This is a genomic window from Caballeronia jiangsuensis (assembly GCF_046030135.1).
Classification (GTDB): domain Bacteria; phylum Pseudomonadota; class Gammaproteobacteria; order Burkholderiales; family Burkholderiaceae; genus Caballeronia; species Caballeronia jiangsuensis.
The window spans coordinates 59,315-85,564 of sequence record NZ_JAQQDB010000026.1 but is presented as its reverse complement, the minus strand read 5'-3'; the positions used below and the strand labels follow the sequence as shown (position 1 = coordinate 85,564).

The 26,250-nt window shown below is 60.4% G+C and carries 28 protein-coding genes and 1 pseudogene; 23 read left to right on the top strand and 6 right to left on the bottom strand.

Annotation, left to right across the window (positions count from 1 at the left end):
• The first annotated feature begins 169 nt into the window (after positions 1-169).
• From PQR08_RS25285 to PQR08_RS25265, 5 genes are all read left to right on the top strand, one after another.
• On the top strand, positions 170-1,267 hold the full coding sequence (locus tag PQR08_RS25285; RefSeq protein ID WP_408162747.1) for an IS5 family transposase: 1,098 nt from the start codon (positions 170-172) through the stop codon (positions 1,265-1,267).
• 836 nt (positions 1,268-2,103) lie between these two features.
• Positions 2,104-2,367, top strand: coding sequence for a hypothetical protein (locus PQR08_RS25280; protein ID WP_238218508.1), 264 nt, complete (start codon positions 2,104-2,106; stop codon positions 2,365-2,367).
• Between the two features lie 97 nt (positions 2,368-2,464).
• Entirely contained in the window at positions 2,465-3,697 is a 1,233-nt protein-coding gene (locus PQR08_RS25275; protein ID WP_408162718.1) for a hypothetical protein, read from the top strand.
• Between the two features lie 1,213 nt (positions 3,698-4,910).
• Positions 4,911-6,971 carry a type VI secretion system contractile sheath large subunit gene (gene tssC / locus PQR08_RS25270; RefSeq protein WP_408162716.1) on the top strand — a complete coding sequence of 687 codons (2,061 nt, stop codon included), beginning with the start codon at positions 4,911-4,913 and terminating at the stop codon, positions 6,969-6,971.
• A complete protein-coding gene (locus tag PQR08_RS25265; RefSeq protein ID WP_408162714.1) occupies positions 6,961-7,851 on the top strand; it encodes an esterase/lipase family protein in 891 nt (296 codons plus the stop codon). Before tssC ends, PQR08_RS25265 begins: the two co-directional genes overlap by 11 nt.
• A 138-nt stretch (positions 7,852-7,989) precedes the next feature.
• Here the strand turns inward: PQR08_RS25265 and PQR08_RS25260 are convergent, their stop codons facing one another.
• The 3 genes from PQR08_RS25260 to PQR08_RS25250 all read right to left on the bottom strand — a co-directional run bounded on the left by PQR08_RS25260 (position 7,990) and on the right by PQR08_RS25250 (position 11,195).
• Positions 7,990-8,757 carry an MBL fold metallo-hydrolase gene (locus PQR08_RS25260; protein ID WP_408162712.1) on the bottom strand — a complete coding sequence of 256 codons (768 nt, stop codon included), beginning with the start codon at positions 8,755-8,757 and terminating at the stop codon, positions 7,990-7,992.
• 531 nt (positions 8,758-9,288) lie between these two features.
• Positions 9,289-10,350, bottom strand: coding sequence for an alkene reductase (locus PQR08_RS25255; RefSeq protein ID WP_408162710.1), 1,062 nt, complete (start codon positions 10,348-10,350; stop codon positions 9,289-9,291).
• Positions 10,351-10,490: 140 nt separating this feature from the next.
• Positions 10,491-11,195, bottom strand: a complete 705-nt coding sequence (locus PQR08_RS25250) for an SDR family oxidoreductase (protein ID WP_408162708.1) — start codon at positions 11,193-11,195, stop codon at positions 10,491-10,493.
• Positions 11,196-11,802: 607 nt separating this feature from the next.
• Here PQR08_RS25250 and PQR08_RS25245 point away from each other — a divergent pair.
• The 5 genes from PQR08_RS25245 to PQR08_RS25225 all read left to right on the top strand — a co-directional run bounded on the left by PQR08_RS25245 (position 11,803) and on the right by PQR08_RS25225 (position 14,195).
• Complete coding sequence (locus PQR08_RS25245) at positions 11,803-12,249, top strand: OsmC family protein (protein WP_408162706.1); 447 nt, start codon at positions 11,803-11,805, stop codon at positions 12,247-12,249.
• Positions 12,250-12,323: 74 nt separating this feature from the next.
• Positions 12,324-12,770: an OsmC family protein gene (locus PQR08_RS25240; protein WP_408162705.1), complete on the top strand. Its 447-nt coding sequence runs from the start codon at positions 12,324-12,326 to the stop codon at positions 12,768-12,770.
• 69 nt (positions 12,771-12,839) lie between these two features.
• Positions 12,840-13,112, top strand: a complete 273-nt coding sequence (locus tag PQR08_RS25235) for a hypothetical protein (protein ID WP_408162704.1) — start codon at positions 12,840-12,842, stop codon at positions 13,110-13,112.
• Positions 13,113-13,214: 102 nt separating this feature from the next.
• Positions 13,215-13,607: a VOC family protein gene (locus PQR08_RS25230; RefSeq protein ID WP_408162702.1), complete on the top strand. Its 393-nt coding sequence runs from the start codon at positions 13,215-13,217 to the stop codon at positions 13,605-13,607.
• A 129-nt stretch (positions 13,608-13,736) separates the two neighbouring features.
• Positions 13,737-14,195: a MarR family winged helix-turn-helix transcriptional regulator gene (locus PQR08_RS25225; RefSeq protein ID WP_408162700.1), complete on the top strand. Its 459-nt coding sequence runs from the start codon at positions 13,737-13,739 to the stop codon at positions 14,193-14,195.
• 299 nt (positions 14,196-14,494) lie between these two features.
• On the opposite strand, the gene PQR08_RS25220 is transcribed toward PQR08_RS25225, so the two are convergent.
• Positions 14,495-15,001, bottom strand: a complete 507-nt coding sequence (locus PQR08_RS25220) for a winged helix-turn-helix transcriptional regulator (RefSeq protein ID WP_408162698.1) — start codon at positions 14,999-15,001, stop codon at positions 14,495-14,497.
• Between the two features lie 332 nt (positions 15,002-15,333).
• Positions 15,334-16,023 carry an L-2-amino-thiazoline-4-carboxylic acid hydrolase gene (locus PQR08_RS25215; RefSeq protein ID WP_062258336.1) on the bottom strand — a complete coding sequence of 230 codons (690 nt, stop codon included), beginning with the start codon at positions 16,021-16,023 and terminating at the stop codon, positions 15,334-15,336.
• A 555-nt stretch (positions 16,024-16,578) separates the two neighbouring features.
• Here PQR08_RS25215 and PQR08_RS25210 point away from each other — a divergent pair.
• From PQR08_RS25210 to PQR08_RS25155, 12 genes and pseudogenes are all read left to right on the top strand, one after another.
• Entirely contained in the window at positions 16,579-17,277 is a 699-nt protein-coding gene (locus PQR08_RS25210) for a DUF7673 family protein (RefSeq protein ID WP_408162696.1), read from the top strand.
• Between the two features lie 177 nt (positions 17,278-17,454).
• Positions 17,455-19,131, top strand: a complete 1,677-nt coding sequence (locus tag PQR08_RS25205) for a PRTRC system ParB family protein (RefSeq protein ID WP_408162694.1) — start codon at positions 17,455-17,457, stop codon at positions 19,129-19,131.
• Between the two features lie 61 nt (positions 19,132-19,192).
• The gene (locus PQR08_RS25200) at positions 19,193-19,711 is read left to right on the top strand and encodes a PRTRC system protein E (protein ID WP_408162692.1); all 519 of its coding nucleotides are present in this window, start codon (positions 19,193-19,195) and stop codon (positions 19,709-19,711) included.
• Positions 19,712-19,720: 9 nt separating this feature from the next.
• Positions 19,721-19,957 carry a PRTRC system protein C gene (locus tag PQR08_RS25195; protein WP_061138267.1) on the top strand — a complete coding sequence of 79 codons (237 nt, stop codon included), beginning with the start codon at positions 19,721-19,723 and terminating at the stop codon, positions 19,955-19,957.
• Positions 19,950-20,165 carry a hypothetical protein gene (locus PQR08_RS25190; RefSeq protein WP_045463750.1) on the top strand — a complete coding sequence of 72 codons (216 nt, stop codon included), beginning with the start codon at positions 19,950-19,952 and terminating at the stop codon, positions 20,163-20,165. Before PQR08_RS25195 ends, PQR08_RS25190 begins: the two co-directional genes overlap by 8 nt.
• A 41-nt stretch (positions 20,166-20,206) precedes the next feature.
• Positions 20,207-20,698: pseudogene (locus PQR08_RS25185) on the top strand (PRTRC system protein F); the annotation flags it as partial.
• A 23-nt stretch (positions 20,699-20,721) separates the two neighbouring features.
• Positions 20,722-21,195: a PRTRC system protein F gene (locus tag PQR08_RS25180; protein ID WP_408162690.1), complete on the top strand. Its 474-nt coding sequence runs from the start codon at positions 20,722-20,724 to the stop codon at positions 21,193-21,195.
• A gap of 13 nt (positions 21,196-21,208) precedes the next feature.
• Positions 21,209-21,937, top strand: a complete 729-nt coding sequence (locus PQR08_RS25175) for a PRTRC system protein B (RefSeq protein ID WP_244818473.1) — start codon at positions 21,209-21,211, stop codon at positions 21,935-21,937.
• The gene (locus PQR08_RS25170) at positions 21,937-22,593 is read left to right on the top strand and encodes a PRTRC system protein A (RefSeq protein WP_408162745.1); all 657 of its coding nucleotides are present in this window, start codon (positions 21,937-21,939) and stop codon (positions 22,591-22,593) included. The genes PQR08_RS25175 and PQR08_RS25170 overlap by 1 nt, the downstream gene beginning before the upstream one ends.
• Positions 22,590-23,423 (top strand): PRTRC system ThiF family protein, encoded by an 834-nt coding sequence (locus tag PQR08_RS25165; RefSeq protein ID WP_244818636.1) that lies wholly within the window; start codon positions 22,590-22,592, stop codon positions 23,421-23,423. Before PQR08_RS25170 ends, PQR08_RS25165 begins: the two co-directional genes overlap by 4 nt.
• Before the next feature lie 95 nt (positions 23,424-23,518).
• Positions 23,519-23,998 (top strand): hypothetical protein, encoded by a 480-nt coding sequence (locus PQR08_RS25160; RefSeq protein WP_408162688.1) that lies wholly within the window; start codon positions 23,519-23,521, stop codon positions 23,996-23,998.
• 92 nt (positions 23,999-24,090) lie between these two features.
• A complete protein-coding gene (locus PQR08_RS25155; RefSeq protein WP_408162686.1) occupies positions 24,091-25,263 on the top strand; it encodes a hypothetical protein in 1,173 nt (390 codons plus the stop codon).
• On the opposite strand, the gene PQR08_RS25150 is transcribed toward PQR08_RS25155, so the two are convergent.
• Positions 25,231-25,623, bottom strand: a complete 393-nt coding sequence (locus PQR08_RS25150) for a hypothetical protein (RefSeq protein ID WP_408162684.1) — start codon at positions 25,621-25,623, stop codon at positions 25,231-25,233. The two genes, PQR08_RS25155 and PQR08_RS25150, sit on opposite strands and share 33 nt — an antisense overlap.
• A gap of 35 nt (positions 25,624-25,658) precedes the next feature.
• Here PQR08_RS25150 and PQR08_RS25145 point away from each other — a divergent pair, with 35 nt between their 5' ends.
• Positions 25,659-25,880: a hypothetical protein gene (locus PQR08_RS25145; protein WP_408162682.1), complete on the top strand. Its 222-nt coding sequence runs from the start codon at positions 25,659-25,661 to the stop codon at positions 25,878-25,880.
• Positions 25,881-26,250 lie beyond the last annotated feature (370 nt).

Genomic DNA, 26,250 nt, shown 5'->3' with positions numbered 1-26,250 from the left:
CAAAAATTCTAGGTCTACGGAAACGTTTGAAAAGCGGCTTCTCTAATCGATTTCCGACATTGCTTGATGCATGTTCCGCCTAACAGGCTGCGGAAGTACCGCTGAAACGCGTCATCGCGCAGGGTTCGTGAAGCGTTGATAGAAGGAGCCCAACTACCCGATGAAGATTATGCGCGGCGCCGACACATTCACCGAGAGTCTGTTTTCCATGCGCAAGCTGGACGACTTCATTCCGCCGTCACATCCGCTGCGTGCGATTCGCGTCATGGCGAACGAAGCACTCGCGAAGATGGATCGGCTGTTCGCCGGCATGTACGAAGCCGACATAAAGGGCGGGCGGCCGAGCATCGCGCCGGAGAAGCTGTTGCGGGCGATGCTGATCCAGGTGCTCTACAGCATCCGCTCGGAGCGGCAATTGATGGAGCAAGTGCAATACAACCTCTTGTTTCGTTGGTTCATCGGCCTGGCAATGGATGACATGGTGTGGGTGCCCACGGTCTTCACGAAGAACCGCGAGCGGTTGATCAAGCACGATGCCGTGATCGAATTCTTCAACGAAGTGGTGGCCATCGCTCAGAAGAAGGATCTGCTTTCGGGCGAGCACTTCAGCGTAGACGGCACGCTGATCCAGGCGTGGGCGGGACACAAGAGCTTCGTTCGCAAGGACGATGACGATCAGGATGACGAAGGCAGCAGCGCGGGCGACTTTAAAGGTAGCAAGCGCAGCAACGAGACGCATCAGTCCAGTACCGATCCTGATGCGCGGCTCTACCGGAAAGGCAAGACGGGCAGCGAATTGCGATACATGGGCCATACGCTGACCGATAACCGGCACGGTCTGGTGGTCAACGCGCGCGTGACACGCGCTGACGGGCATGCTGAGCGTGAAGCGGCCAAGATCATGATCAACGACGCGCGGCAAGCACTACAGGATGCGGGCGCAGAGATCACGTTGGGCGCGGACAAGGGTTACGACGCACGGGAATTCATCGAGGCCTGCCACGAGATGAAGGTCACACCGCACGTAGCGCAAAACACCTCGGGGCGGCGTTCGGCGGTGGCCGATACGATTTCCTCGAGCGCGGGCTACGCCATTTCCCAGCGAAAGCGCAAGCTGATCGAACAAGGCTTTGGATGGGCGAAGACCGTGGGACGTATGCGCCAGGCAATGGTGCGCGGGTTAAAGAAGGTGGATCAGATGTTCGTGTTGAACATGGCCGCATACAACCTCGTGCGCCTGCGATCCTTGTCACAAGTCCGTCTGTAGTGACGGAAAACGCGGAAATGAGGCCAGGAACTGGCCTCAAAACGCTTGAAGGGACGTTGAATTCGCATTGGATCTGCACAATGCGAAAAATCTTGCGACGAAAGTCGCGTAATTGGAGCGGGGCCTCTTTAACTCGGGTGTACTTCAGCAGCCTGCTAATGCGCTGCCAGGCGAAACAGCGCGAGTGTGCTTTTATATGTGATTGCAAATGAGACCGGTGTAGGTTTGGGTCAGGCCAGTCGCAGTGCCTACGGTGTTGTGCTCGCCTCCATTCTCGAGATGCGGCTTGAAGAGACAGAACAGGACCGGCCCATACTCAGCTGATGGGAGGGGGGCGTTCATATGGCTGCATCCGGCGGAAGCCGACCCGTTACGGCCCCTCAAACTCGCCATTGCGAACGTCGGAAAGCGTTGCCAGTCCGGTCGGTCGCGTTCAGCGGTCAGCGAACGTTGCCAGACATACTCGTGCTACTCGCGAGTTGGTCGAGAACCGACACCTCATTCCGAGGGCACTCGCACGACGTGTGTCGGGCAGTACAGTCAAGCCGCCCTTGCTTGGGCGGGGCGCCGGTAATTATCAGGCAATATATTGCGCTCGATGGTGAAGTTAGCAGCGGCTAAATCGCAGGGGAATTTTGCTATTCAGCTGCTTACGGGCAGGTGCTAATTCTGTGTTGAAGACTTGCGCCGCCCGACACGGCATCTACCTCTATGGGGTTAGATCACGGTCGCGGTGATCCTGCGCTTCTCCGTCTGACTTTCGAGTCCATGACATCCGGCATACGACTTCCTGATGTATTCTGCTTGTGTAGTCTTCTAGGGGCGAAGGAGGGTATATGAGCGAACTGATTTTGGAGGCATCGCTGGATGCAAAGGATTTGTTCGATGCCTTCGCCGCCGAGCATAGGGATCAAGCGGAGGTCGAGACCAGCAGCGGCCAGGACGGCGGCACCTTACTCAACCTGGTGATCGAAAACGCCCCACTGCTCTCGGCGTCGATTTCCCTCCTGATTGGGGCGCTGAGGGGGCGCGGCATAAAGGTCAAGGCGTCGAAGAATGGTGTCGAAATTGACATCGGTGCTGCGGCCAAGCCTGAGTAGCGTCGTGTGCCACCCCCTAGTCTGGAGCACAGACTGGTCGCGCCGTCGAGCGAAGCGCCAATCAGACCTTTGCGATCCAGTCTCGGTAAAGGATGAAGTGCATCAGGTACTTCGCCAACTTTTGTTGCGCAATATTCATGGAACAAAGCCGCCGACGCTCTCGCTGGAGATCGTCGCCAGCAAAAGACAAAGCGCCTGTCTGGTTGAGCGCAGCAATGAGGCTGTTATCCTCCTAGATCTCGCCCAGTCGATGGTGCTGAAGCGTCTTTTCGACTCGGTCGTTGCGGTCGGCACAGATCAGCCCTACAAAGAGGCGGCCGAAATCATTGCGGCCGCGGCTGGGCTGGCGATTGCCGACGAAAGTCCGACGCTTTTTGAAGCGCTGCTTTCGCTCAAGGTGCCGTATAAGGGGCATTACTCGCATGAAGAGCCCGAGCTGATAGTGCACTATGGCGCGCTGAAGGCCATTTTGCCGACAATTCTCGTCGATTGGACTTCATCGTTAGTCGATGGCTACATCCTCGCCCACGAAGCTGCTCACTACATGGTGCGCCGACCGGATCCCTTTATGTCTGGTCTCATGTCGTGCGCGAACAATGCGTTCACGTTCGCATTGGACCAGGTCTGCTACGACCGCGACCCAGACTTTGAGGCTATTGCTACCTATGGAGGGAAGATCAGGTTCAAACCGGGCGCACTCGACCGCATGCGCCAAGACCTCGCCGACCGCAGAATTCGGTTCGAAGCAATCAAGGGCGCAATAGTTGAGGAGATTGTCTGCGATGCCTATGCTCTGGTCCAACTGGCCAACAGCCATGCCAGCGTATGGCATGCCGATAGTGACGATGTGAATGTGTGGCTCAAGGGCTATTTGTGCATCGCGCGATCCTACTATCTCATCATGGCCCTAGCCGATCTCCACCACGCGATGATCAAGCGGGTGCGTCTGTCGATTGTGTCTGGCATCGAACCCGAACCTGCCGACGTCGCCGACATGCATTTCCGCAAAATGGCGATTCTTTATTCGATAGCCGATATTGCATGGACCTGCCTGCCTGACTCCTTGCGCCAACCTGATGCCTTTCCGGGACTATTGCACTGGGTTGCCGAGCAGGTCGGCATGCAAAAGCGTGCGATCGACGCGCTTGTCGTAATGCCGGCGGCGCGAGTAATCTACGACGCGCTCCGTGAATTCGAAGCGATGACGACGAATCGGGATTCGATATCTGATCAGGTCCCTCGATGGCGGGGGAGGCTAGAGGTCTTGTTCGGGCGAGGGTGGCCGGCCGCGAGCTTTAACGCGGACACGCTTCGGAGCCTAGTAGGTTAGAAAACCGAGGGTACCGGGTCCTGCGAATCAGAAGCGTGATTGCGGGTGTCGATGTCTGAAGTTGGCTGGCCGTTAATTGCCAACCGGTGTGCAATCAACGAAATCATTGCGCGATCGGCAACACACGACCCAGTACGGCCGGTCGCGCGGTCGAGCATTCAGGGGCGGCTAACCGATTGTTCCGGTCATTCAGACTGGGGGTATTGGGTGGCGGTCGCGTTTTGCAGACGACGGTTGGAATCGAGAACAGCGCCCGCTGTAGGGCTGTGAGGCGACCATGAAATGTGCAGACTTGGTGAACGGTCGCCCGGTTGCCTTTGATCAGCGGGTTTCGACTGCGGATTCACCGACCGCGGCGATAAAAAAATCTCCTGCTACGCGAGAACCTCCTTTGTGCGCCACACTTGCCGCCCAGAGACTTGAACCATAATTTTGGCCTGCGGACGTATTCCGCTAAGGCATCTTCCAGGCCCTGCGTACTTCGCACTTGCGAGACCAATATTCAAGGCTACTCTTGGCTAAAGTATGGCTTCCGATACGTGTGTAAAGGCTGCCGTGCTTGAGTTGTCGTATATTGGCATTGCCCGGGAATCCGCACTTTGGCTCGACGTGAGAATGACGTCGCCAATCAATCTCCAGTTGCCTTAAGCCTCGGATGCCACTCGGTCTGAAAGCGCCGTTCCGTTCGTACGGACCCGAAGCGCACGAACCGCTTGCAATAGACGAACGGTCCGATAGCCTCCAGAGACCGAGAGGGACCGGTCAAACGAGACGCAGGGCGGAGCCAAAGCCACTGCCGGCAGTTAAATGCACTTCCCGAAAGCAAGAACGTGGTCTCGTTGTAGTCATCCCAGAGAATCTACGTCGGGCGCGGAGCGGTAACCAGCTTCCGACTACCGACTGGACCAATCGGAAATGCCAGTCGCAGATCCGAAAAGACCGTGTCGAGTAGAGTCGGCCAAGTTGAGCAAAGACGGTTGCGATGGTCCGTTCGCTGGCGGGCGTTCGGCGTAGCTTGGCTACCGGGGACGCGAGCCACGGCTTCAGGAGGGAGCGCAGCAATTCTAAACCTCGTTCAAAATCCTCCTCCTTAATTCGTTTACGTGAAAGACAAACGCGCGAGGGTGCCCCACCCAGGGGTGAGGCCGAGGCATCCGCCTGCGCGGCAGCCCAAACCTGCCGTCAAGCCGGAGATGCGTTTTGAGGAGGAAACGTGCACTACCCAGGCGAAGAGCGCGATCGAGCTTCCGAGGTAAATGAAATCTACCGGTTGTTCGAGAAGGAGACCGGTCTGGGAGAGGACGCGGATGGATACGATCCGCCAAGGTATCGCGAGTATTTGCACACCGCAGCGTCGCAAGCTCTTGAGAGCGGCCTCGCGGTCCCCGGTGACGCCAGACGGACGCTCGAAAGCCTTATCTACGAACTGGATGCGAAGCTGACCGAGCAGCTCAACGAGATCATGCATCACCCCGACTTCCGGCGGCTAGAAGCGGCCTGGCGGGGACTCTGGTACGTGTGCTCGCGAACCGAACCCGTCCTGGAAGTGAAGCTGAAAGTCCTCAACGCGTCGAAACGGGACGTCTATCGCATGACGAAAAGCAGACGCTACAGTCCGCTGTACGACATGGTCTATAGGGATGGCCTCGCGACCTTCGGCGGCGAGCCGTTCGGGGCAATCATCGTGGACTTCCAATTCGATTCGGGCGGGTCCGATCTTGAGATACTCCATCATCTCGCGTCCCTCGGCGCAAAGGCGCATGCGGTATTCGTCACCAACGCCGCCCCGGCGATGTTCGGCCTAGCGAACTTCGATGAGATACACGCCGCGCGCGACCTTCGGGTCGAACGGTTCTCGCCAGAGCGAGGCGGATGGGACGGGCTGCGTCAGAAGGCCGAATCACGCTATCTTTGCATCGCACTACCTCGGCTGATGCTTCGAGCGGCTTACGGCAAGCGTCAGGCTCCTTGCGCGGAATTCGATTTCGAAGAGGATTTGCTCGGCAAGTCAAATGTGTTGTGGGGCAACGCAGCCTGGGCCGTGGGCGATGCCATCGTGAAGTCGTTCGATCAGGACGGATGGTTCGCCGCGCTTTGCGGCAGCGAAGCGCCCGGGAAGACTGACGACTTGCCCGCGCAAATCGTGTACACGGATGACGGAGAGCAAGAAGTCGTCGGACCGATCGAAACGTCCGTCTCTTATGCACGGGAGCGAGAGCTGATGCAGTCCGGATTCACAGTCCTTCTGCAGAGAAAGGGCCACGCCGAGTTCGTCATCAACGCGGTGCTAAGTCCGTACCGGCGAGAATCGATCGACCCCACAGGCCGGCGGAGGGACGCGAAGACGCCGGAACGTGACCTTCGAACACTCTTGTGTGCTTCGCGCTTCGTGCATCACATTCCCGCCGTATGGAATCTGGCGCCTGCGCGTCCATCCATCGATGCGGGCGGCGCGCAGCCTCGGCCCTTCGATTCACTCGCGCGTAGTGTGCAGAACTGGCTGGACGGATACGTTGCAACGGACGGCGCAGCGCCGACGCCGCTGCGGCCGTTGCGGGACGCCATCGTGCACGTGCAGGTGAGCGAAGCCGATTCGCGCGATCAGGGCGTCGATATTGTGCTGGCGGTCTGGCTCGGCTATCTCTTCGATGGCGACGTCGGGCCGATCGAAATCACGATGCGGCTCGAGAACGTGTTCGATCGGCCGCCGGCGCGCGACGTCCCCGCGACGCAACCCGCCGATGCGCGGTCGACCGACGCCCGGCCCGAGCATGCAGGTGCGATAGATGACGCGACGTACGGCGGCGATCCCGCCCGTCCACCGCCGTTCGAGCTTCGCGCGATCGGGCCGAGCGCCGAGCCCGCGCGCGTGATCGAGATATTTGCGCGCGCCTTGCGTGAGCATGCGTGGATTCTGCAGCACATCGTGCTGGGGCCGCTCAGAGTGCATGCACGCGTTGCCGCTCAGCTTCCCCTCGAGGAACTCGCCGATTTCGCCGTGAGCGACGAAGCTGATCTCGGCATCGACATGACGCATTGCGTGGCCGGCGCGCTGACTGTTAGCTCGTCGCTCACGTTTCTCGCGGCCTACCCGTCGCAGGTAGTGCGCGGATTGTCCGCCGCGCTTCTCATGCACGACGACCGCTTCGCGCTGAAGCTCTTGGACCCGCTCGCGGTGCTCGACCCGGGCGAGTACATTCCGGTCCCCGTGCCGCGGCCGATCGAATCCCACTTCGACATCGTCGTGATAAGGAGGCCGCCGAATGAGCATTGAATACAGCGACGTGATACGCGTCGGCGCAGAGCTGATTCACCCCGATACCGGCAAATGGTTTCTCGTGACCGATGCGCGCGTCCCTGTCGTTGTCTTCGTGCACGGCTTCACCGCGCACGGCCGCTACCTTAGCCGTCTCGCGGAGTTTGTGGCCGCGCACGGCTTCGCGGCCGCGTTGTTCAACTACGATTCGTACCGCGGCATCGATCAGGCAGCGCGTGATCTGGAGATGCTACTCGGGGAACTCGACGAGGTTATCCGCGAAGACGGCATCTTTCTCGTGGGACACAGCATGGGCGGGCTCGTCGCACGGCATTTCGTGCAATACGGCGCAGAACGCTCGGGCATCCGGGTGCGCGGTATCGCGACGCTTGGAACGCCTCACAGCGGAGCGCTTTCGAAGCGGCACGTCGGCCATCTGCTCGACTGGGCCGATTCCGTCACGCTGCCCAACCCCTTCAACCGTTCGCCCGTGTGCCCGTCGTCCATGCAACTCACCGATGCGAGCGCCACCGGTCTCGTCGGCAAGCTAAACCAGGACGCTGCCGCCGATGCGCGCTGCCTTCCCTTACTGTCGATATCGGGCGGATTGCCGTTTCTGGAGTTTGGCAGAGGCAGTAACGGCGGTTTTGCCGGGATGCTGCGCAACCTCGTGCTGCAGCGTCTCATCGGCGAGCGGCCGAACGATGGTCTCGTTGCTGAGTCGAGCGCCGACATTGCCAAGGTCGTGCGCGTCCGGCCCCGACAGACGCATTTGCGCGACTATCCGGGCTACGAACGGATCAATCATTCCTATCTCGGAAGAAATCAGCATATCGCGGGTATCGTCGTGCGCTGGCTGAAAGAGACCCTTAGTGAAACTGTGCGTCCGGCACAATGAAGCTTGCGCGCCAAAGGTTGCGGAGCAATGCGGAAGCTCCAATGGCAGGGTCCTATCCTCGCCGCACGGCAACTACTGGCCGAAAAGGGATCCATGCCGATGGTTTATCGCCGTTCCACGCTGTAATTTTGATAACGATCATTCGCGCTTCGCCAGATATGCGTCGATCAGGGCGACCAGTCGGTCCCGTCCGAAGCTCGCGTCGTGTCCCGCGTGGACGATTTGCACGGGCAAATCGCGCAAACGCTTCATCGTACGCACATAGGTCGGGATATCGGCACCGCCGATCTCGTCCAGCAGCGGGCCATCGTAGATCGCATCGCCGGAAAACAACGTGCCAGTGCTCGTCTGCCAAAGACCGATGCTTCCTGGTGAATGACCTGGCAGATGGAGGACTTCGAAATGCCGATTACCGAGATCGACAATATTCCCTTCCTTGACAATTTCCGTGACGGACGCAGCTCGCACGCGGTAATCGGACATCTGGTAATCGGAATTTGGAACGGCTGTGATCAGATCGCCATCGAATGGATAGCCGAATTCTTGGTATCGGCGAATCGCGGCATCGCCCAATACCGACGCCAGGAGCGTGCCGCGCTCGCGTGGCGAGCGCAGATTGTCGGCCTCAAGTTCGTGGACAAGCGTGTGCTCGAACTCGTGATGTCCGCCCACATGATCTGAGTGAGTATGTGTCGCGACTGCGGTCACGTTCGTCTGGAGCAGATGCCGGGCCGCGTCACGTAGACTGGCGATGCCCATTCCTGTGTCGATCATCAGGTCGCGGTCGCGGCCCCGCACATGCCAAATATTGCACCGCATCAGAGGCACGACATAAGGTTCCCAGAGCAGGGTGATTTCATCACTGATGCGCTTGAGTTCAAACCAACGGTCGGCAATTGGCAGCATGGTTGTAGAGAGTTAACTTAAAGTAACGGACGCTGATCTACGGGCAGGAAATCTTGCTGCAGATTGAAGGTTCTCGTCGAGTTGGAGTATAGCTACCTGACGTAAGCGAAGCACCTTGTCCAACCGGCGGCTGCCTGACGCCGAGCGGCGCCGCGCGACCCTGAACGGCCGGCCGCCAGCACAAGACGTCGATAACCGCTATAGAAGTGCTTCGGACGCCCGTTGACGTTAGGTATATGGTTAGAGCAGGCTTCGTTCCATTCAGATAGACGCTCGCCCACAGCCCAGTTTTCAACCGCGCGAATTCAGGATATCAAACGATCATGGACAGGAACAACCTACAAAACTTGGAGAGGCTAACCATGACGGTAGTTACCGCTCCCACTGAACGTTATTCCCACCGCGGACGCGGCTGCCGTTCCGTTGTTACTCGCCATAGCAACATCCGGCAAAGTCACACCCTCCACATAAGACAACTTCTACTTCGTGACCGCGGAGACAAGTTCCTTGAGTATCACGTCGAGCCCGCGTTCAACCTCCTGTTTCCAGCACCGGATAGTCTGTGTAACCGGTTTCCCCTTCGGCGTAGTAAGTGGAGGGATTGGGCTGGTTCAACGGTGCGTCGAGTTCGAAGCGGCGCGGTAAGTCCGGGTTGGCGATGAACAGCTGACCCCACGCGACGGCATCCGCCTCGCCTGCATTGAGTACTTGCTGTGCCGATTCCCGGGTGAACTGCTCATTCGCGATGAATGGACCGCCGAACGCGGCTTTCAGTTGTGGCCCGAGACGCCTGTCGCCGAGCGATTCCCGAGCGGCGATAAACGCGATGGTGCGCTTGCCCAGCTCGCAAGCGACATAGCCGAATGTAGCCGCCGCGTCGGAGTCGCCCATCGTACCCACGTCGCCCCGCGGCGCGAGGTGCATGCCGACGCGGTTAGCGCCCCACACCTCGATACACGCATCGGTTACTTCGAGCAGGAGGCGGGCGCGGTTTTCAATCGAGCCGCCGTACGCGTCAGTGCGATGGTTTGTGCTGTCCTGCAGGAACTGGTCGAGCAGATAGCCGTTCGCACCGTGCACTTCGACGCCGGCGAAACCGGCGGCCTGGGCATTTTCGGCAGCCGTGCGATAGGCTTCGACGATGCCCGGAATTTCGGCCACCTTCAGCGCGCGCGGCGTTACATATGGCCGCTGTGGACGCACTAGGCTTACGTTGCCTTGTGGTGCGACCGCACTCGGTGCAACCGGCAGATCACCGTTCAGGAAGATTGGGTCCGACATGCGGCCGACATGCCAAAGTTGCAGGAAGATCTTGCCGCCAGCGGCGTGCACGGCTTCGGTGACGAGCTTCCACCCTGAGACCTGTTCCTGCGACCAGATACCCGGCGTCGCGGCGTAACCGACACCTTGCGGCGTCACGGAGGTGGCTTCTGTGAGGATCAGTCCGGCGGAGGCGCGCTCGGCGTAATACTTTGCCATCAGTGCATTAGGCACGCGTTCGTCACCGGCGCGCTTACGGGTCAGCGGGGCCATGATGATGCGATTCGGCAACGTGAGGTCGCCAATCTGGAGAGGGTCAAAAAGAGTCGGCATAAGAGTTTGATTTTCCTGACGGACATACCATCCGCGACGACGAAACCAGGGTGGTACGCGAGCTCAATTAGGTGCAGCTCTCATGTCAGCTACTCTCCATGAAAGGTATCGGCACGCATCGACGATTCGTTTTGGCGCTGTTAGCGTTGCGCCGCATCTTTCAGATAGATGCCAGACGACAACCCGGCCTTCACCTGCCGCGTGAGTTCGTCGGTGGACACTTCCTCCGCGCCGGCCTCAATGGCTTCGTACGCTTGACGCACAACGTCCGCCGGCGTCGCCTTCTGAACTTCGAATTCGCGCACCAAATCCGTATCGATAAATCCGGCATGCAGGCCGACGACCTGCGTGCCCTGCTCGCGCAGCGACTGGCGCAAGCCATTAGTCAGCGCCCACGCGGCCGACTTTGACACGCCATAGGCAGACAGAATCGGCCGGTTCACCCAGCTCGCGACCGACAGCACGTTCAGGATTGCGCCGCCGCCGTTACCGGCCAACCTCCCAGCGAACGCTTGCGACACCGCCAGCATGCCGACCACATTGGTTTCAAAGTGATCGCGCAGCGCGTCGATCGCGCCGTCGTCCGACAGGCTACCGAGCCGCGCAATACCAGCGTTGTTGATGAGTAGCGTGACATCTTGCGCTGCGTCCGCCGCCGCGGCTACGGCCGCGGGATCGGTCACGTCGAGCTTAACGGGTATGACTCCCGGCAGCGTCACGCTGGCAGGGTTGCGTGCACCCGCATATACCTTCCGCGCTCCTCTTTCGAGCGCCTGTTTTGCGAACTCGAGGCCAAGCCCGCGGTTCGCGCCCGTTACGAAAACGACAGCATCTTCGATCTTCATAGTCCTTCCTTTCGTATGATGGAATCGCATGCGCGTCGGCTCGCCGGGCGCGTGAGATCTGGTGGAAACAATGCTGCATTCGCTCAGCCGACGCCGGATTGCTTTTGTCGAACGATTCGTGACATTCGTGACCGCTCACGCATCGCATACGACGATGGCGAAGGATATAGCTATGAAATTCATATCGTCAAGCGTCGCGTGATTTCATCGACGATTTCCTGTCGAGTCGGCAGTTCGTCCTGGCGCCCCCTTAGCAGCGGTTTTCCCACCCGTGATGTGCTGCGCGCCGTCACCGCCGGACAAGGGACGCCAGGCGCCAGACGGGAGCCCGCGCGTGCTCTCGACAGGACTCGGCAGCAATTCACACCGTCCGCGGACGCCCAGGTTGGACCGGCGGTGGCTTGTTCGCTCACACCCGGCGCGACGGGTTGATACGATCGGCGCCACCACTGGCCAACAGTCGGATCTGCGACCAAGCTATCGAACAAGCGTATGCGATTAAATCTTTTGCGATTGACACCGGGCGTGCCCTTCTTCATTATTCGACGCAAGCGATTACATCGCATGCGATATAAAAGCTTACCCCCTACTCACACAGGCACTCATCATGACCAAGATCGATCAAGTCCTCTTTTCGGGCAATAGCCACGCCACGGTTAATCACGACCCCGACGTCCAGCGCGGCGAGCACGGCGTGCTCGACCTCAAGTTGTCGGCAGCCGACGGTGACAGCCGTGACTTCATTGCAACCGAGCTGCACCCGCGAGCCGAACAATTGTTCTCGGGCGCGTGGTCGGCCTGTTACATCAGCGCGTTCAAGATCGCCGCCGGGATCAAGAAGGTCAAGCTGCCCACCGACTACTCCCTGGACATCAAGGTCAGCATCGGGACGGTCGGCAACGGCTTTTGCCTCGGCGCGCAGTTCACCATCCGCGCTCCGGGTCTGGCAGCGGAAGTTGTCGAGGCTGTCGCGAACCTCGCCCACCAGATCTGCCCGTACTCGAAGGCCGTGCACGGCAACATCGAGGTCGGCCTGAACGTCATTACGGCGTGATTAAAACATCGCATACGATTACATCGCGAAAGATTTAAATACGCTTGATATCTTCATACACACAGGAATTCATCATGGAAAAGATCGAAAAAGTCCTCGCTTCGGGCAACACTCATTCGTCGGTCAACCGCGACCCCAATGTCCAGCCCGGCGAGTTCGGCGCCTATGACCTCACGCTTACCGCGCCCGGCCTTGAACCCGTCGGACTCGTCGGCATTGACCCCCACCCGCGAGCCGAGCAGCTGTTTGCCGGCGCCTGGTCGGCCTGCTACACCACGGTGTTCGGGATGGTGGCCCAGATGAAGAAGGTCACGCTGCCGCACAACTACTCCGTGGGCATCAAGGTGAACGTCGGCCAGACCGGTAGCGCATGGTTTCTCGGCGCCGAGTTCACCGTCCGCGTTCCGGGTCTGGCAACGGCAGTCGTCGAAGAGCTCGCGCACCTGGCCCATCAGATCTGCCCGTACTCGAAGTCCGTGCGCGGCAACATCGAGGTCAGCACGGCCGTCGTCACGCAGTAACCCGTCAGGGCACGTGCCTCCCGCCGGGACACGTGCCCCTCACTGAACAACTTTTTAGGGAATCCCATCATGAAGACCAAGCTCATCGTTGCTCTGCTCGTCGCCGTTTCCGCTTCCGTCACCGCACCGGCGTTCGCCAGCGGTTATGGACCGGCTCCCTTCTACCAGCCCTTAGTTGGCGCCCCTGCTTCGCAAAGCGGGCAGAGCCTGCGAGCCGTCGTCGCCGAACGCGAGGGCGCAACGGACTCACACGGGGCCTATGGCGGTGCAGTCTCCGGACGCTCCCAGGTGGGCAAACGTGCCGCCGCAACGCCGCGCGATAACCTGTTCGCCCGCCGCTAGGTCGCGAGTCCGTCCGCATCCGGGACGTCGCGCATTGTTGCTCTTCATGCGCGACGGCCACAGCATCGGATGGGTCGTTATTTACTAAGGAGGGTGGAAGGAATGTTCAGTCATGTAGTGGTCGGTACCAATGACCTCGAAAAAGCAAAGCGATTCTACGATGCCGTGCTAGGCGCGATCGGCTATGGTGAAGGCCTCAGTGATGATAATGATCAGCGTCGACGCTATGCCTATCGCGGCGACACGGGTCTTTTCATTATCACGCAGCCGCTCGATGGTCGGCCGGCGAGCGCTGCCAATGGCGGAACGATCGGCTTTGCCTGTCAGTCGACCAGGCAGGTCGATCTCTGGCATGCCGCCGGGGTCGCTAACGGTGGAATATCGGCTGAGGCGCCGCCCGGCGTGCGTGAGGCCGCGTTTGGCATCCTCTATCTCGCCTATCTGCGCGATCCGGATGGCAACAAGCTTGGAGCCCTGTATCGCGTGCCAGCCTGAAGCGGACGTCGACAAAGGCGCTCAGACGTTCGTCGGCCACGGCGCGCAGGTGTTGCGATATAATCGCATGCGATATATCTCACTTTTGTATGTCTTGCGGAACATCAGGATTCAGCCAAAAGGATACAGATGAAAACGACGAACCAAGCGCCTGCTGCGGCCGTGCCGCTGTCAGACTATTTGTGCTTTGCGGTCTACTCCGCGAACCTGGCTTTTGGCAAAGCGTACAAGCCGATACTCGAGGAACTCGGACTGACCTACCCGCAATACATTGCGATCATTGCGCTGTGGGAGGAGGACAACCAGACCGTTAGCGGTCTGGGCGCCAAGCTGTTTCTCGAGTCCAACACGCTTACGCCGATGCTGAAGAAACTCGAGGCGATGGGTTATTTGGAAAGGCAGCGCGATCCCGGCGACGAGCGCCAGGTGCGAATCAGTCTCACGAAGAGCGGCCGGCGACTGCGCGAAAAAGCCCTGAAAATGAAACTCGTCGAGACGGGCCTCGCTCCCGATGAATTCGCAGAAATTCAAACGGCGGTCGTGGCATTGCGGAACAATCTTATCAAGTCAGTCCAGAACGGCGAATGAGCGCATAGCCATTCGCGGACATTGAACGGCACCGCATGCGGAGCGATCAGATCGGGCGAGATATGTTCGGAGAAAGCGCCCGAACCTCGCCGGTGTTTGCGAGATGCCTGTCGCGACCGAGGACCCGAGCGACCATGGGACTTCAGTCTCTCTCATCGCAGTCTGCCTGATGCAAGAACAGCCGGCCGGATAGCCAGCCCGGCTTGAACATGCGGGTCTGACTTCTCTGACTTAAGCCGCCCGAATTTGGGACCAGTCGAAAGGGGAGTCACGACTGGCAGATTAGCGGCGGGTATCAATCAAGCAGACTTGGCGGTCTTCACTGCGTCCTGTCGCGCCGCGCGCTCCTGCGCGTAGGAAGGGCTCAGTTCTGCCTTTAGATGTTCACGCCGCAACGGTGCACCACAGGCCTGGCAGACTGTGCCAACCCCGGCATCGTGGCCACAGGTGACGTGAATATAGCGGACCGCGACGTCCTCGTCCGGCGACTTGTGCCATGTTTCCCCCCATTCGCGAAGCGCAAGGATGATCGGATAGAACGCTCGACCCATCTCCGTGAGTTCGTATTCGTAGCGAGCGGGCTTTTTCATGTAGCGCTTGCGCTCGATCATGCCGTCTGCTTCGAGTCGTTTGAGGCGGGACGAGAGCATCTGTGGTGTTGCCTGTGACTGCGCCAGCAGGCCGTCGAACCTTCGATTGCCCATGAACAGTTCACGCACGATCAGGACAGTCCAGCGGTCACCGATGACAGCCTGAGACCGCGCGACTGGGCACAGCGTCTCGCTTCTCTTGGACAACGCGGACATTCGAACCTCGCAACGATTCTAAGTATGATATTCATAGCTATGATAGCACTGGTTCGCGGCACATTCGCGAAGGTCCGCTGCTTGAGGCGGAGCAGCCGCTCGAATGACCATGTAGCGGCGACGGCGAACGGCGGCAACTGGCCGGCTACTGCCCGACGCGGTTGGCTGGGCCCGACCCGTTTCAGGCGGTCACGCCTCCCGAAAGCGGCCACTCACGAACTCATTTCGATTGTGAACATCCGCGAGTGCTGGGCCTCCAGACTTTCGGCTTTGATCGGCGCATACCTCTCGGAATTGCGGAAGGCCCCGTTGCAACCATCCAGCCGAGAGTCCTATTCAGACTTCAGTATTGAGAACCGGAAATTGCAATGGCTCGCACCACCTGCCAATGTTTGGGTCCTTTCTAGTTGGATGCCCCGCGTCGCATAGTCGTCGAAATCGAGCCCACAGATGCTGGGCAGGATTTCCTTGTCACCATGGCGAGCGGCGAACTTGCAGAAGCCGCAGGCTGTGTAGTTGATCCCGAATTCGAAGTTGTCACCTGGGCCCGGCTCAACAAATTCGTATGCAAAATCGTCCGGAAACGCTTTCCGGTGCCCTTCTGTCATGCTCATGACGGCCTGTTTGCTCAGCAGGGCTCGGTTCTCTGGCGACAAAAATTGGCGACCTGCAGCGAGGCGCTCTGCTTCGGGCACTGCTAGCCCTTGCGACTTCAAGGTTTCTCGCGCGATGTCGTTAATCATCGCCAACGGGACCCCGTGCCGTCGGAGCACCCGGCCGATGGCAAGGAAGCCAATGAGGCGCATGAAGAAGTTGCTCATGCGATTTTCCGAGCCGCCGACATAGGGCAACTGAGTGAGCACTATATCGAATTCAGCCATTACTTCATGCTTGATGCCTTCGATGTCGGAAAGGTGCGCGTATTCGCGCAAGATCGTCTGGGCCAAATCAAGGCGATGGCGCATGCTGGACTCCATGGCGCTGCGATTCGACTCGTAAAAGGGATGGACACTTTCAGTCATGGGACACGTCTCCAAACGCCTTGCATGAAAAACTAGCAGGATATTTGGCTCGATTTTCAGTCGGCGCGATCCCTACAGTGGCTCAATTTTCGGTCGGCGTAAACAGTTCACGGAAACCATAACGCAGAAGAAAATCGTCGATCGGAGGCATTTACATTCTTCTACACGTTATGGTCTGAAATTCAATTCACGAAGAAAATTGCCATTCACACGTCGATTGTCAACGATTCAGGCGTCCGTGTCGGTTGACCGCTCCTGGCCGGGGAAAGCCTATCGCGAACGGTCCCCCGGACTGCGATGAACCTTTTTTCGGCCCTTTACCCGAGAATTGATGACCGTTCGGCCACGCCCCGGGGTGTTTGCGCCATTGCGAGTGCGAGTGTTCGTTTCGCCGCATCATTTGTCCCTTAATCCAAATACGCTTCACTCGCGGATTGGCGTCCCCGTTTATGCGTCGGCCGCCTTGGGCGCCGGCGTTCTGCCGGCGCACCTTTTTACTCATGGCATCATGCGGACAGACGCGAATTGGAGCGTCCGTTACGCCACGACAATGCAATGAGTAATTCTCCAACCCCCAGCACCCGATCTATCGCAGTTACCGTCCCGACGCATTTGGCGGAAGCACTCCAGGAGACCGTTGACGTCTTCCTCGCACAAGCGGAAGGCGGAACGACCCCTGCGCAGCGAGCGGCCGAGATCCGCGCTCAGGATCGTGACGCGAGCCTGGATTCACTCGCCCATCTCCTAGAGGTGGCGGAGGGCAGTTCCGGGCAGGCGCGCATCGTCGCTCAGTTCCTCGCAGGCATCTACAACGGCGACGACTACCCGTTCAGCCTCACGGACTTTCGACGGCTCGATGACGGTTTGCTGGAGCACTGCCTGCAGGTGTTACGGCTGAACAGTCGGCACGCGACGGAAGTGCACCGCTACTTTCCCAATGGGGAAACCCGCTGGCAGGCGATGATCAAACGATGGGGGCTGGCAGACGAACCGGCCCACACGCCGCTGCCGGACGACGACGTGGTGCACTCCTGCCAGTACGACAACAAACTCGATGCGCCGGGTTATCGGGACGTGACCTTGTTCGTCAAAGTCGCTGTTGGCGTGGATGATGTTCGCTCGCTCGGCCTCGCGTTGTCGGCCGCGGACTCGGAGCGGCTAGCTGCGGACCTCATCGCAGTGCATCGCCTTGCGTGGACACGAGGCAAGCCGTTGGATGCCGACGCGAAAGAGCCACGACCAGCGTGGTTGTGAAAGACGGCATGAATTCGTGAGCTTTTGCCTGGCGTGCCCGCAATTTAAACCGCTATCTTTACTCCATCACCCGCGTCATAGACGCATCGACCCCGCGCTGACTTCAGTCAGCCCACGTTGTTCAACCCTTTGGGAACCACTCCCAAAGGGGGCAGGTTCCCTCTCAGGAGCCCTGCCATGCAACAGCAACCTTCTCTCGCCCTCAAGCAAATTCAGGTCAGCGTCAATCCCCGCAAGTACTTCGATGCGGCGGAGATGGAAGAGCTGACCGCGTCCGTACGCGAAAAGGGCGTCATCCAGCCTGTCATCGTGCGCACGCTCGCCGACGGTGGCTTCAGCCTCGTCGCTGGTGGCCGCAGATACAAGGCGGCGCTCGCGGCGCACGGCGAGGACTATGAAATCCCGGTCGTCGTTCGCGACATCGATGAAGTCGAAGCGAAGCAGCTCGCCATCATCGAAAACATCCAGCGAGCCGACATGTCGCCCGCCGAAGAAGCCATTGCCGCAGCCGAGCAAGTCGGGCTGTGCAAAGGCGATCGCGACGAAGTCGCGCGCATTTTCGGTTGGTCACGTGCGACGCTGGACAAGCGTCTCGCGCTGATGAACTGCAGCACGCCCGTGCTCGATGCGCTCAGCACGCGCCAGATCCTCCTCGGTCACGCCGAGCTGCTTGCTGCGCTCCCCAAAGAGACGCAGGACAAGCTGCTGCCGGTGATCATCAAGGAGGGTAAGGCGGTGGCGGAGGTCAAGAAAACCATCGAACAGGTCGCCTGTTCGTTGGCGGCCGCGATCTTCGACAAGGCCGAGTGCGCCGGATGTCCGCACAACTCGTCCACGCAAGGCGAAATGTTCGGAGAGTCCATCGGTACCGGAAACTGTACGAACCGCACCTGCTACAACGAGAAGACCGAAAAGATGCTCGAAGCGACGGCCACCGGCCTGCGCGACGAATATCCGGTCGTGCGCATCGTGCGTGCTGGCGACAATCACACGCGCGTGCAACTCGCAGTCGATGGCTCCAAAGGCGTCGGCGAGGAGCAGGCGAAGGCGTGTCATGCGTGCCAGAACTACGGCGCGGCGGTGAGCGGCCTGCCTGACTCAATCGGCAAGGTCTATCGCGGCCAATGTTTTGACACCGTGTGCAACATGAAGAAGGTGGCGGCGCAACTGCAAGCGGTCAAAGCCGCGACGCAGCCGAAGCCCGAAGCAGCCAAGGGGGGCCCGAAAGCGTCGCCTGCAGCAGCGAAGGGCTCGACCGGTTCGTCCGCGGCATCGACGACAAGCAATCCGCCGGCGACGGTGGTGGCTGAGTCGGACCGGATCAAAGCGTATCGCGTGGCGTTGTGGCGTAAAGCCCTGCGCCGCGAGGTGGGCGCCGATCCCGCACTCGCTCAGCGATACCTCGTTGCGATCGCACTGTCCGACCAGATGCGCTGCGTCGATCAGAAGACGCTCTCGGGCATCTGGGAAAAGCTCACCGAAGAGCAAGTCGCGTCCGGCGATGTGTCGAAAGCGGCAGCCTCGACGGCGGCCGCAAACGACGCGAAGCTCGCGCATGCCGTCACCGGTGTGACGGTCGCCGCGATCCAGGGTCTCGACGTCCAGCACCTCACGCGTCTGTGCAAGCATCATCACCTCGATCTCGCGAAGCACTGGAAGCTCTGCAAAGAGTTTCTGGAGTTGATCACGAAGTCGGAAATGATGGTGGTTGCTGACGAGCTGGGCATTCGTGCCGCGCTCGGCGACAACTTCAAGAAGGTCTTCGGCAAGTCCAAGCCCGAGGTCATTGACGCGCTTCTGGCCGTCGAAGGCCTCGACTACGCGGGCAAGATCCCGAAGGTGCTCAAGTTCTAACGCGCGGCTCGCCCGTGCATCGATCGTAGTTTCCATCCTTTATTGGCCGCCCATCCTTTGAATGGCGGTCTTTTTTTCTCAGGAGTTTTCCATGTTTGCAGCTATTGAACCGCTTCTGCGTCACTGCACGAAGCTCACCCTGTCCTTGCAGATGAAGGGCGACGAGATGGTTGTCTGCGTCATGCCGCAAGGCACGGCAAAAGACGCCGCCATGCTGCAGCCGCTCGCGCTCACCGCGACGGCCGCCGAGCTGGAAGCGGGCTTTATTGACGCGCTCGTGGCCTACACCGGCGCGCACGCGTCGCTCGCCGAGCAGGTTGCTGCGACCACCGCCATCCTCGAGGCCGCCAAGACGACGCAAGTCTCCAAAGCGACCAAGACGCTGGCTAAGGGCGGCAGCAAGCCGGCATTGCCGGCGCCCGGCAGATCGAGCACCGATGCGGACAACGATGATGACGACGCAGGTGACGACGCTGAAGGGCAGAGCACCGCCCCGAACGCATCGCCGGGCTCGGCTTCGTCGGAAGCATCGGTGGAACCGGCTAACACCGGGACCAACCTCGCATCGCTTTTCGACTAAGGAGCAGACATGGCTATCCAAGTTGCGAAGCTCACGCGCGAGTTCGTCTACAACGGCGTGACGTTCCCCGATCCGGGGCCGACCTTCTCGCCCGACGATGTCCGCGATCTCTATTCCGCGCAGTATCCGGAGCTGACGACCGCGGCGATCGACGGGCCGACGACGGAAGGCGATGTGATGCGGTTCACGTTCGTGCGCGCGGCCGGTGCCAAGGGTGCAGTCATGCCCTGCAGCGTCCATGCGTAAGCGCGACCTCCTTAAAGCCTTGTCCGACCCGGACCTGGCGCTTTCCCATCAGCAACCGCCCGGAAGGGCGGTTTTTTTTCATGACAAGGAGATCGAGCAATGCTCTTCGATCCTCGCCCGTCTGGTGCAGAAGTCGCTGTCTCGGGAGAGCCTTGGCAACCGCGACGCGCTCCCGCTGCCGGACGTCGAACTCCCAATGATTTTCTAAGCCTGCCGGCCATCGGCTCGGACGTCAAAACGCGCGCAGTGATGCGTTGGAACGCCGAAAAGGATGTCGCCGGTCTTATCTCCGCCCAGTTCAACTCGGGCGTGCTGAGGCCGCGCGACGTACCGGAGTTCAAAGGCGCGGGCGACGCGCTCGCCCACGGGGTTTTTGCATGGGCCAAGCGTCATACGCCGCGTCTGGACTGCCTTGGCTTTGACTTCGTGCTGTGCGACGTGCAGGCGGTGCAAGACGTTGTCCAGTATCAGGAGGACAGCAGCGAGTTCAATCCGACCTCGCCCGTTTATCTCGGCATCGAGATTACGGAGGAGAGCATCTTCGAGATCGGCAGACGTGCCGCCGAGCTTCGCAATGTTCACCCGCGGTTGGTGTCGACGGCGATGGTGCTGATCAATCGTGCAGCCGGACGCACGATGTGGGTTCGGACGCCGGATGAGTTCCTTGGGGAATTCGCTTCCTGGTTCTGGGATGGCGACTCGAACGCAACCGATGAGGAAGCGCGCGAGATGCTGACGGACCGATTCGGCGAGGCGAGGCGGAGATGGACTACTACCTCCCTTCCGTTGTACGTCCTCAGCTTTGTCCCGACGACATGGACGTCTACCGGTGGCACGCGAAAACCCGGCGCTATCTGCCTCAACGGGCACTTGGCGTTGCGGCGCTCAGACGGCTTCAGCGGTTCACCGCCGGTCGCACGCGTCGGATCTGTGCGGAGTTGGAGAAGCTGTCGTTGATGTTGCAGCGGGTCGGCAATCGCGACCTCTTCGGCTGTGAATATCGGCCGCGCTGCGCTTATGCGTCGGCCACCCTCACCGTGGAAAACGACACCCGCGTGGGGGAAGTACTCGATTCGCACTACGAGTACCTCGCCAGCGCCGGCGACGGCACTACCTACCTCGGCTTTACGCCGCTTGCCTCCGCGCCTGACGCCATCCGCAAGCAGTACGCGGACTGGTCGCAGGGCTTATCCATTCTTGGCCAATTGGACCGCGTCATCGCGTGTCTCGCGGCATAACTAGGAGCTTTGTATGAAAGGGCTTGATATCGGCTCGGACCGCGTTGACGAACTCGCGGCGATCAGCGCCATCTTGTTGTACGGCCGTCAGGATCGCAGCGCGGTCTACGGCACCGTTCATCCGGTGACGCAGGGTAAGAGCGGCCGGGCAACGATCGGTGCCGGAAGGCCGATCGACCGCATGGCGCTCGTCGATTGCCTGCGCGAGCTGGCTCAGAACGCTGCGCCTAAGGCCGAGTTTCTGCCTGAGACGGTGCTCGCGGTGTCGCAAGAGGCGGTGATGTGGTGGTGCAGACCGGCGATGCGAAGAGTCTTCTTCGATTGTCAGGAGATCGGGCGGCGCAGTGCGGTCGTCCCGCATCCAGGGTTGGTGTTCCGTGCAGCTTCGAGCGGGTTTTCCGTGTTCGCGCTGCAGGAAGACAGCCGGCCAACGCCTGAATCGAAGCTGCACGAACCGCCTTACTTTAACACCTGGGACTGGGGGCGGATCTGCATCGGCTCGGCGCACGTTCCTAAGCGGATCGATATCGAGTCGATCGGCGGATGGGAGGGCGGATTCTTCGAATCGGCCTTCACGCACCCGAACCACGGGAACAAACGGGTTTCGCATCCCAATGGTGAATTCGCCTTCTGGAAGGAAATGCTCGACGGCAAGTACGGCGAGCAATTCCCGAAAGACGCGCTCGTCCCTATGGACCTTACCCTCGCTGAGCTAATCGCTGGCAAACAAGGAGTTCGATGATGAACGCTGGTGCTTTGAATCCTGCAGATGCCGCGCTTCAACGCTCATTTCCTTCCGTCATGGTGCCCCGGCGTGAGTCGGTCGCGCCGATGCAGTCGGCCGGTGAGCGACTGCTGATCGGCGAGAACGGTGTCTTTCTAGAAATTGATCTGCCGTGGCTCTCAGTCGTTCGCCGCATTGCGCACTACACGGTCCCGACCGCAATCCCCTACGGGAAAGTGGCAGAGTCGACCGAGTTGCGTTGCGGTGCGGTGCCGCCCGAGTTGGTCGGCGAGTTCGTCGCGATGGCACGCGCCGCGCATCCGCTGGAAACCGGTGCCTGGATCGTCTGGAACGTCGAGACGAAGCAGTTTCGCCTCGCGCCTGTGAAGGTGCTTTCGCAGGGGACCGGGTCGCTGAAGTACGAGCGGCCGGAACTTCTTCGAAGTGAACTGCGGGTGATCGACTGCCATTCGCATGGCGCGCATCCCGCGCACTTCTCGCCGACAGACAACGAAGATGACCGACACGAGACGAAGTTCGCCTTCGTCGTCGGCAACTGCGCGTCATCGGTGCCGAGTATGGCGATGCGACTGTGTGCCAAAGGCATCTTCGAGCACGTCGAGCGCGTGCCGAGCAGTTGGTACGCGGCGGCTCGCGCGCAGGAGGTTGCATGAACGGGACTATCCGACATCAACTTCCTTCGCGGATGCTCGAGCGAAGCTGGAATGTGGTCGTAGTAGGCGCGGGCGGCACCGGAAGTGCTGTGCTCCCGAGCTTGGCGCGGCTGCACCACGCGATGCTGGAACTGGGTCACCCGGGCGGCATCGACTGCACCGTGTTCGATGACGACACCGTCAGCCCGACCAACGTCGGCCGGCAGGGCTTCTATCCGAACGACGTGGGTGAGTACAAAGCCTCGCTCATCGTCAATCGGCTCAACGCACTGATGGGCACGAACTGGCGGGCGGAAACCCGGCGATTCGGTCCGGGCGAGCCGCTCTACAACGTCGATCTCGTGATTGGCTGCGTCGATACGCGTGCTGCTCGGGCCGCGATTGTTGGCGCAGCGCAGCACAGCGGGGCGTATTACCTCGATTGCGGCAACGACACGGATCGCGGCCAAGTTGTCATCGGTCAGGTTTGTGGCAAGAGCTACGCGCTGAAACATCCGGAACGGCTGCCGCATGTGGGCGAGTTGTTTCCGGAATTGATCGACGCGAAGCTCGATGCGAAAGACGAGACCCCGTCCTGTTCGATGGCAGAGGCGCTGCGCAAGCAGTCGCTGGTCATCAATCAGGCGATCGCCGTCCAAGCATTCAACATGCTCTGGACCATGTTTCGAACCGGCGCGGTGCCGTTCTCGGGCGTGTTTGTGAACCTCGCAACGGGGCGCACAAATCCGATTCCGTTGGATCCGGCCGCGTGGGCGCGCTTTGGGTACGAAGTCCCGAAGCCGCCCGTGAAGAAAGCGAGGAAGAGCCGCAAGGCCAAGCTCGCTGCGTAAGTAGTCGCTGTTCCATCACTGCCGACCTCCGCAAGGGGTCGGCATTTTCTTTTCTCGTGCTCAACGGGCACGACAACCTCAACAGGAGTATCCGAATGTCGGAAGACATTGAAATCGTATTTTCGGCACCGCTCAAAGTGGCGGCGGCGTTGTGGCAAGAGCGCTGGTGGTGCTGTGCGGCCTTTGTTGTCGCAACGGCCGCAAATTTGCTCCCGCCGGCGGGCTACGTCGGCATGGCCGTCAGGTTCGCGTACGAGCACTTGTTGCACGACGCATCGGGCATTGGCCGAATCATGGCCGCGGTCCTTGGCGTTCTGGCGACCTCGCTGGCATGGCGGGTGGCCGGTCAGCGAGACCGCGCCCGCCCAGGGCTCTTTGCCCGTGCATGCGACTGGGTCGTGAACCGCTTCCTGATGTCGCACCTTGCGCGCGGCGTCGTGGTGGTCATCGGCGCAAGCGTCGCCTTCGGCGCACACGGCGTCCTGTTCGGCGTAGCGTTCGGCGCCTGGCTCGGCTTTGTCATGTGCAGCATGCAGTGCTTGACGGCCTTCTCCGTTATGCCGCGTCTGCGGTAACAGCATTAACCGCTCCCTCGCGGAGCGGTTCTCTTTCACCTCAGCGGGTACGCAGCCCGTTGGGGCTGCTCCGCGTATCACTGGAGCAAAACATGGGTTCTTCGATTTTGACGGGTAAGCGCGCAGGCGCAATGCAGAAGGCTGACGGCGAGTGGATCTACGCGTTGTTCGAGCGTGGCTATGAGTCGAACGTCTATCCGCACACTGACCACTGGTCGGCGGTGGCACTGGGCAACTATGCGCAGGTCATGCGCCGCATCTTCTCGCATGCGGCCAGTTGCGAAGGCGGAATGCTTCGAAGCCGTAACGGCTCGATTAAGCCGGAAAACTACATTGCGAGTTGGAGAAGTGAACTCGCCAAGCCCACGCTTCTTCGGGATCGGGCGATCGAACTGTCAGTCGGTTCCTCATGCTACTCGGCGGTGCCTGAGTCGCAGCTGGACGATGTCCGGCTCTCGTTGATCCGCGCTGGCTTCGAGTCTCGCATCGATGAGTTGGTCGGGGGCAGCTTGAGCGTTTCGCTGCACGCGGACATCGACCTGCTGCTGTCGATCTATGGGAACAGCGGGCCGCTCAGCGTTTGGCGAGTGCTCAAGGAGTACGACTGTGCAACCGCACACATCGAAGTGCCGGTGCCGCCCACAACGAAGACGGCGATAGAGCGGATGCCCGAGGTGCGGTGTCATTCCATCGACCAGCACAATCTGTTGGTTGCAATGGGTGCAGCTCCGTGGCGTCACGCTGGCTGGCAGTACAGCGCGGTCGGTTCGTTCGTCACGGAGGTTGCCTATCCGGTGGAGATGGAAGCGCCGGGCTTCGCCAAGAAGGCGATTCCAGCGTTCCGCGACGCCGTGAGCAACGCCCCGCAGGTTCCTTCGGCGACGCGCATCACCGTGACGCGTGCGCCCGAAGGCACGGAGGAGTGGAAGGTTCGCCGCGCCGACGAGTTTGCGAGAACGCTCGGCCTCGTGGCTGAGGACGCATGTGCGCCGGCTGTCTTCAGCTTTGCGTTCGGCGACTTGCTTAATCGCGAAGACACAGACCGGCTGTTGTACGGTCTGGGTTCTTTCAGCGATGCGCAACTCCAGTGGGAGGTGCCAGTCACGCGCGCAGGCGCTGAGCTGATCCTGCATTCTTTGCGGCAGACGTTCAGCTCTCGCTGTGCCTCGCCTAGTGCTGTTTTGATCAACGCCACGCTCCCGGTTTCCGGGGCGTGGCTTTTTTTTCGCCCGCTAGAAGGCGAAACTTGCTTGCGCCGGGACTGACGCGGCTGCGTGTTCGGTGGCATTTGCGTCGGCAGACGAGGGTGTGCCTTGCCGCTGTGCCAGCAGTTCGTCGTACCGGCGCATAACGTCGGCCGCGCTGGTGTAGCCGACCTCGATGCCCACTGTCTGGGCGACGCGGCGGCGCACGCTCGCGAGCAATTCCGCTTCCTCGGGCGTCGGGCGCGCCGTCGGCCACCCCGACGAGAAAAGCAGGTGCTCAGGAATCTCCGCCTCGATCGCTTGGCGCTCGACGGCCGCAGCCTTTGCGCGCGCGACGTCGGCCGCCAGTTCCGGCGACAGCAGGTGCGGCGCGACGTCAGCCAGCCACCGTTGCCCTTGCTCATGATGCAGTACGCGCATGAGACGCGCGACGCGCCGTAGACCGTGTACGCCTCATGCAGCGCCAGTCCAGCCGCAGCAATCTCAGTGAAGACTTCGTCAACGGTCCATTCGATGATCGCATTCCACGTCACACCGGTGCGGCCCTTGGTCGACAGGGGAGCGAGCGGGGCGGCGACAGCGATCTTGCTCCGAGCATTGCTTTCCTGACGGCGCACACCGGTGACACTAACGATGTTGTGCATCGGAAAACGCTTGTTCAGCGCAGAATTGATTAGGCTTCCTTTCAACTCGGATGTACAGAAACGCATTGACGGCGTGCTCCACGGCAGGATCAGCCGCACGCAGGAGAGATCGCGATAGCGCTCGACGTTGTTCGACCAGCGCTTCTCCCATCTGGCGAGCATGTCACCGGCTTTCCGTTGCAACGTGAGCAGCTCCCAGCCAAGGTGAGCGGCAAGCCGCTCACAGGCGGGACCACTGTCCTTCCACTCGACACGGCCGAGGTCAGAATGAACAAGGATACGAGGTCCGTTGTGGCCAATGGCGTCAAGGGGCGGGCGACCGCGAGGGCGCAGGCGACGCTGTCCTTGCCGCCGCTCACGCCGATAGCGACCACAGCGTCCGTTGTGAGCAGCGCCGCCACCA

Bases quoted from the DNA above. Each gene is read 5' to 3' on its own strand.
- PQR08_RS25285 (WP_408162747.1), top strand. From the start codon at position 170: ATGCGCGGCGCCGACACATTCACCGAGAGTCTGTTTTCCATGCGCAAG.
- PQR08_RS25280 (WP_238218508.1), top strand. From the start codon at position 2,104: ATGAGCGAACTGATTTTGGAGGCATCGCTGGATGCAAAGGATTTGTTC.
- PQR08_RS25265 (WP_408162714.1), top strand. From the start codon at position 6,961: ATGAGCATTGAATACAGCGACGTGATACGCGTCGGCGCAGAGCTGATT.
- PQR08_RS25260 (WP_408162712.1), bottom strand. From the start codon at position 8,757: ATGCTGCCAATTGCCGACCGTTGGTTTGAACTCAAGCGCATCAGTGAT.
- PQR08_RS25255 (WP_408162710.1), bottom strand. From the start codon at position 10,350: ATGCCGACTCTTTTTGACCCTCTCCAGATTGGCGACCTCACGTTGCCG.
- PQR08_RS25250 (WP_408162708.1), bottom strand. From the start codon at position 11,195: ATGAAGATCGAAGATGCTGTCGTTTTCGTAACGGGCGCGAACCGCGGG.
- PQR08_RS25245 (WP_408162706.1), top strand. From the start codon at position 11,803: ATGACCAAGATCGATCAAGTCCTCTTTTCGGGCAATAGCCACGCCACG.
- PQR08_RS25240 (WP_408162705.1), top strand. From the start codon at position 12,324: ATGGAAAAGATCGAAAAAGTCCTCGCTTCGGGCAACACTCATTCGTCG.
- PQR08_RS25235 (WP_408162704.1), top strand. From the start codon at position 12,840: ATGAAGACCAAGCTCATCGTTGCTCTGCTCGTCGCCGTTTCCGCTTCC.
- PQR08_RS25230 (WP_408162702.1), top strand. From the start codon at position 13,215: ATGTTCAGTCATGTAGTGGTCGGTACCAATGACCTCGAAAAAGCAAAG.
- PQR08_RS25225 (WP_408162700.1), top strand. From the start codon at position 13,737: ATGAAAACGACGAACCAAGCGCCTGCTGCGGCCGTGCCGCTGTCAGAC.
- PQR08_RS25220 (WP_408162698.1), bottom strand. From the start codon at position 15,001: ATGTCCGCGTTGTCCAAGAGAAGCGAGACGCTGTGCCCAGTCGCGCGG.
- PQR08_RS25215 (WP_062258336.1), bottom strand. From the start codon at position 16,023: ATGACTGAAAGTGTCCATCCCTTTTACGAGTCGAATCGCAGCGCCATG.
- PQR08_RS25210 (WP_408162696.1), top strand. From the start codon at position 16,579: ATGAGTAATTCTCCAACCCCCAGCACCCGATCTATCGCAGTTACCGTC.
- PQR08_RS25205 (WP_408162694.1), top strand. From the start codon at position 17,455: ATGCAACAGCAACCTTCTCTCGCCCTCAAGCAAATTCAGGTCAGCGTC.
- PQR08_RS25200 (WP_408162692.1), top strand. From the start codon at position 19,193: ATGGCGGTCTTTTTTTCTCAGGAGTTTTCCATGTTTGCAGCTATTGAA.
- PQR08_RS25195 (WP_061138267.1), top strand. From the start codon at position 19,721: ATGGCTATCCAAGTTGCGAAGCTCACGCGCGAGTTCGTCTACAACGGC.
- PQR08_RS25190 (WP_045463750.1), top strand. From the start codon at position 19,950: ATGCGTAAGCGCGACCTCCTTAAAGCCTTGTCCGACCCGGACCTGGCG.
- PQR08_RS25180 (WP_408162690.1), top strand. From the start codon at position 20,722: ATGGACTACTACCTCCCTTCCGTTGTACGTCCTCAGCTTTGTCCCGAC.
- PQR08_RS25175 (WP_244818473.1), top strand. From the start codon at position 21,209: ATGAAAGGGCTTGATATCGGCTCGGACCGCGTTGACGAACTCGCGGCG.
- PQR08_RS25170 (WP_408162745.1), top strand. From the start codon at position 21,937: ATGAACGCTGGTGCTTTGAATCCTGCAGATGCCGCGCTTCAACGCTCA.
- PQR08_RS25165 (WP_244818636.1), top strand. From the start codon at position 22,590: ATGAACGGGACTATCCGACATCAACTTCCTTCGCGGATGCTCGAGCGA.
- PQR08_RS25160 (WP_408162688.1), top strand. From the start codon at position 23,519: ATGTCGGAAGACATTGAAATCGTATTTTCGGCACCGCTCAAAGTGGCG.
- PQR08_RS25155 (WP_408162686.1), top strand. From the start codon at position 24,091: ATGGGTTCTTCGATTTTGACGGGTAAGCGCGCAGGCGCAATGCAGAAG.
- PQR08_RS25150 (WP_408162684.1), bottom strand. From the start codon at position 25,623: ATGCGCGTACTGCATCATGAGCAAGGGCAACGGTGGCTGGCTGACGTC.
- PQR08_RS25145 (WP_408162682.1), top strand. From the start codon at position 25,659: ATGCAGCGCCAGTCCAGCCGCAGCAATCTCAGTGAAGACTTCGTCAAC.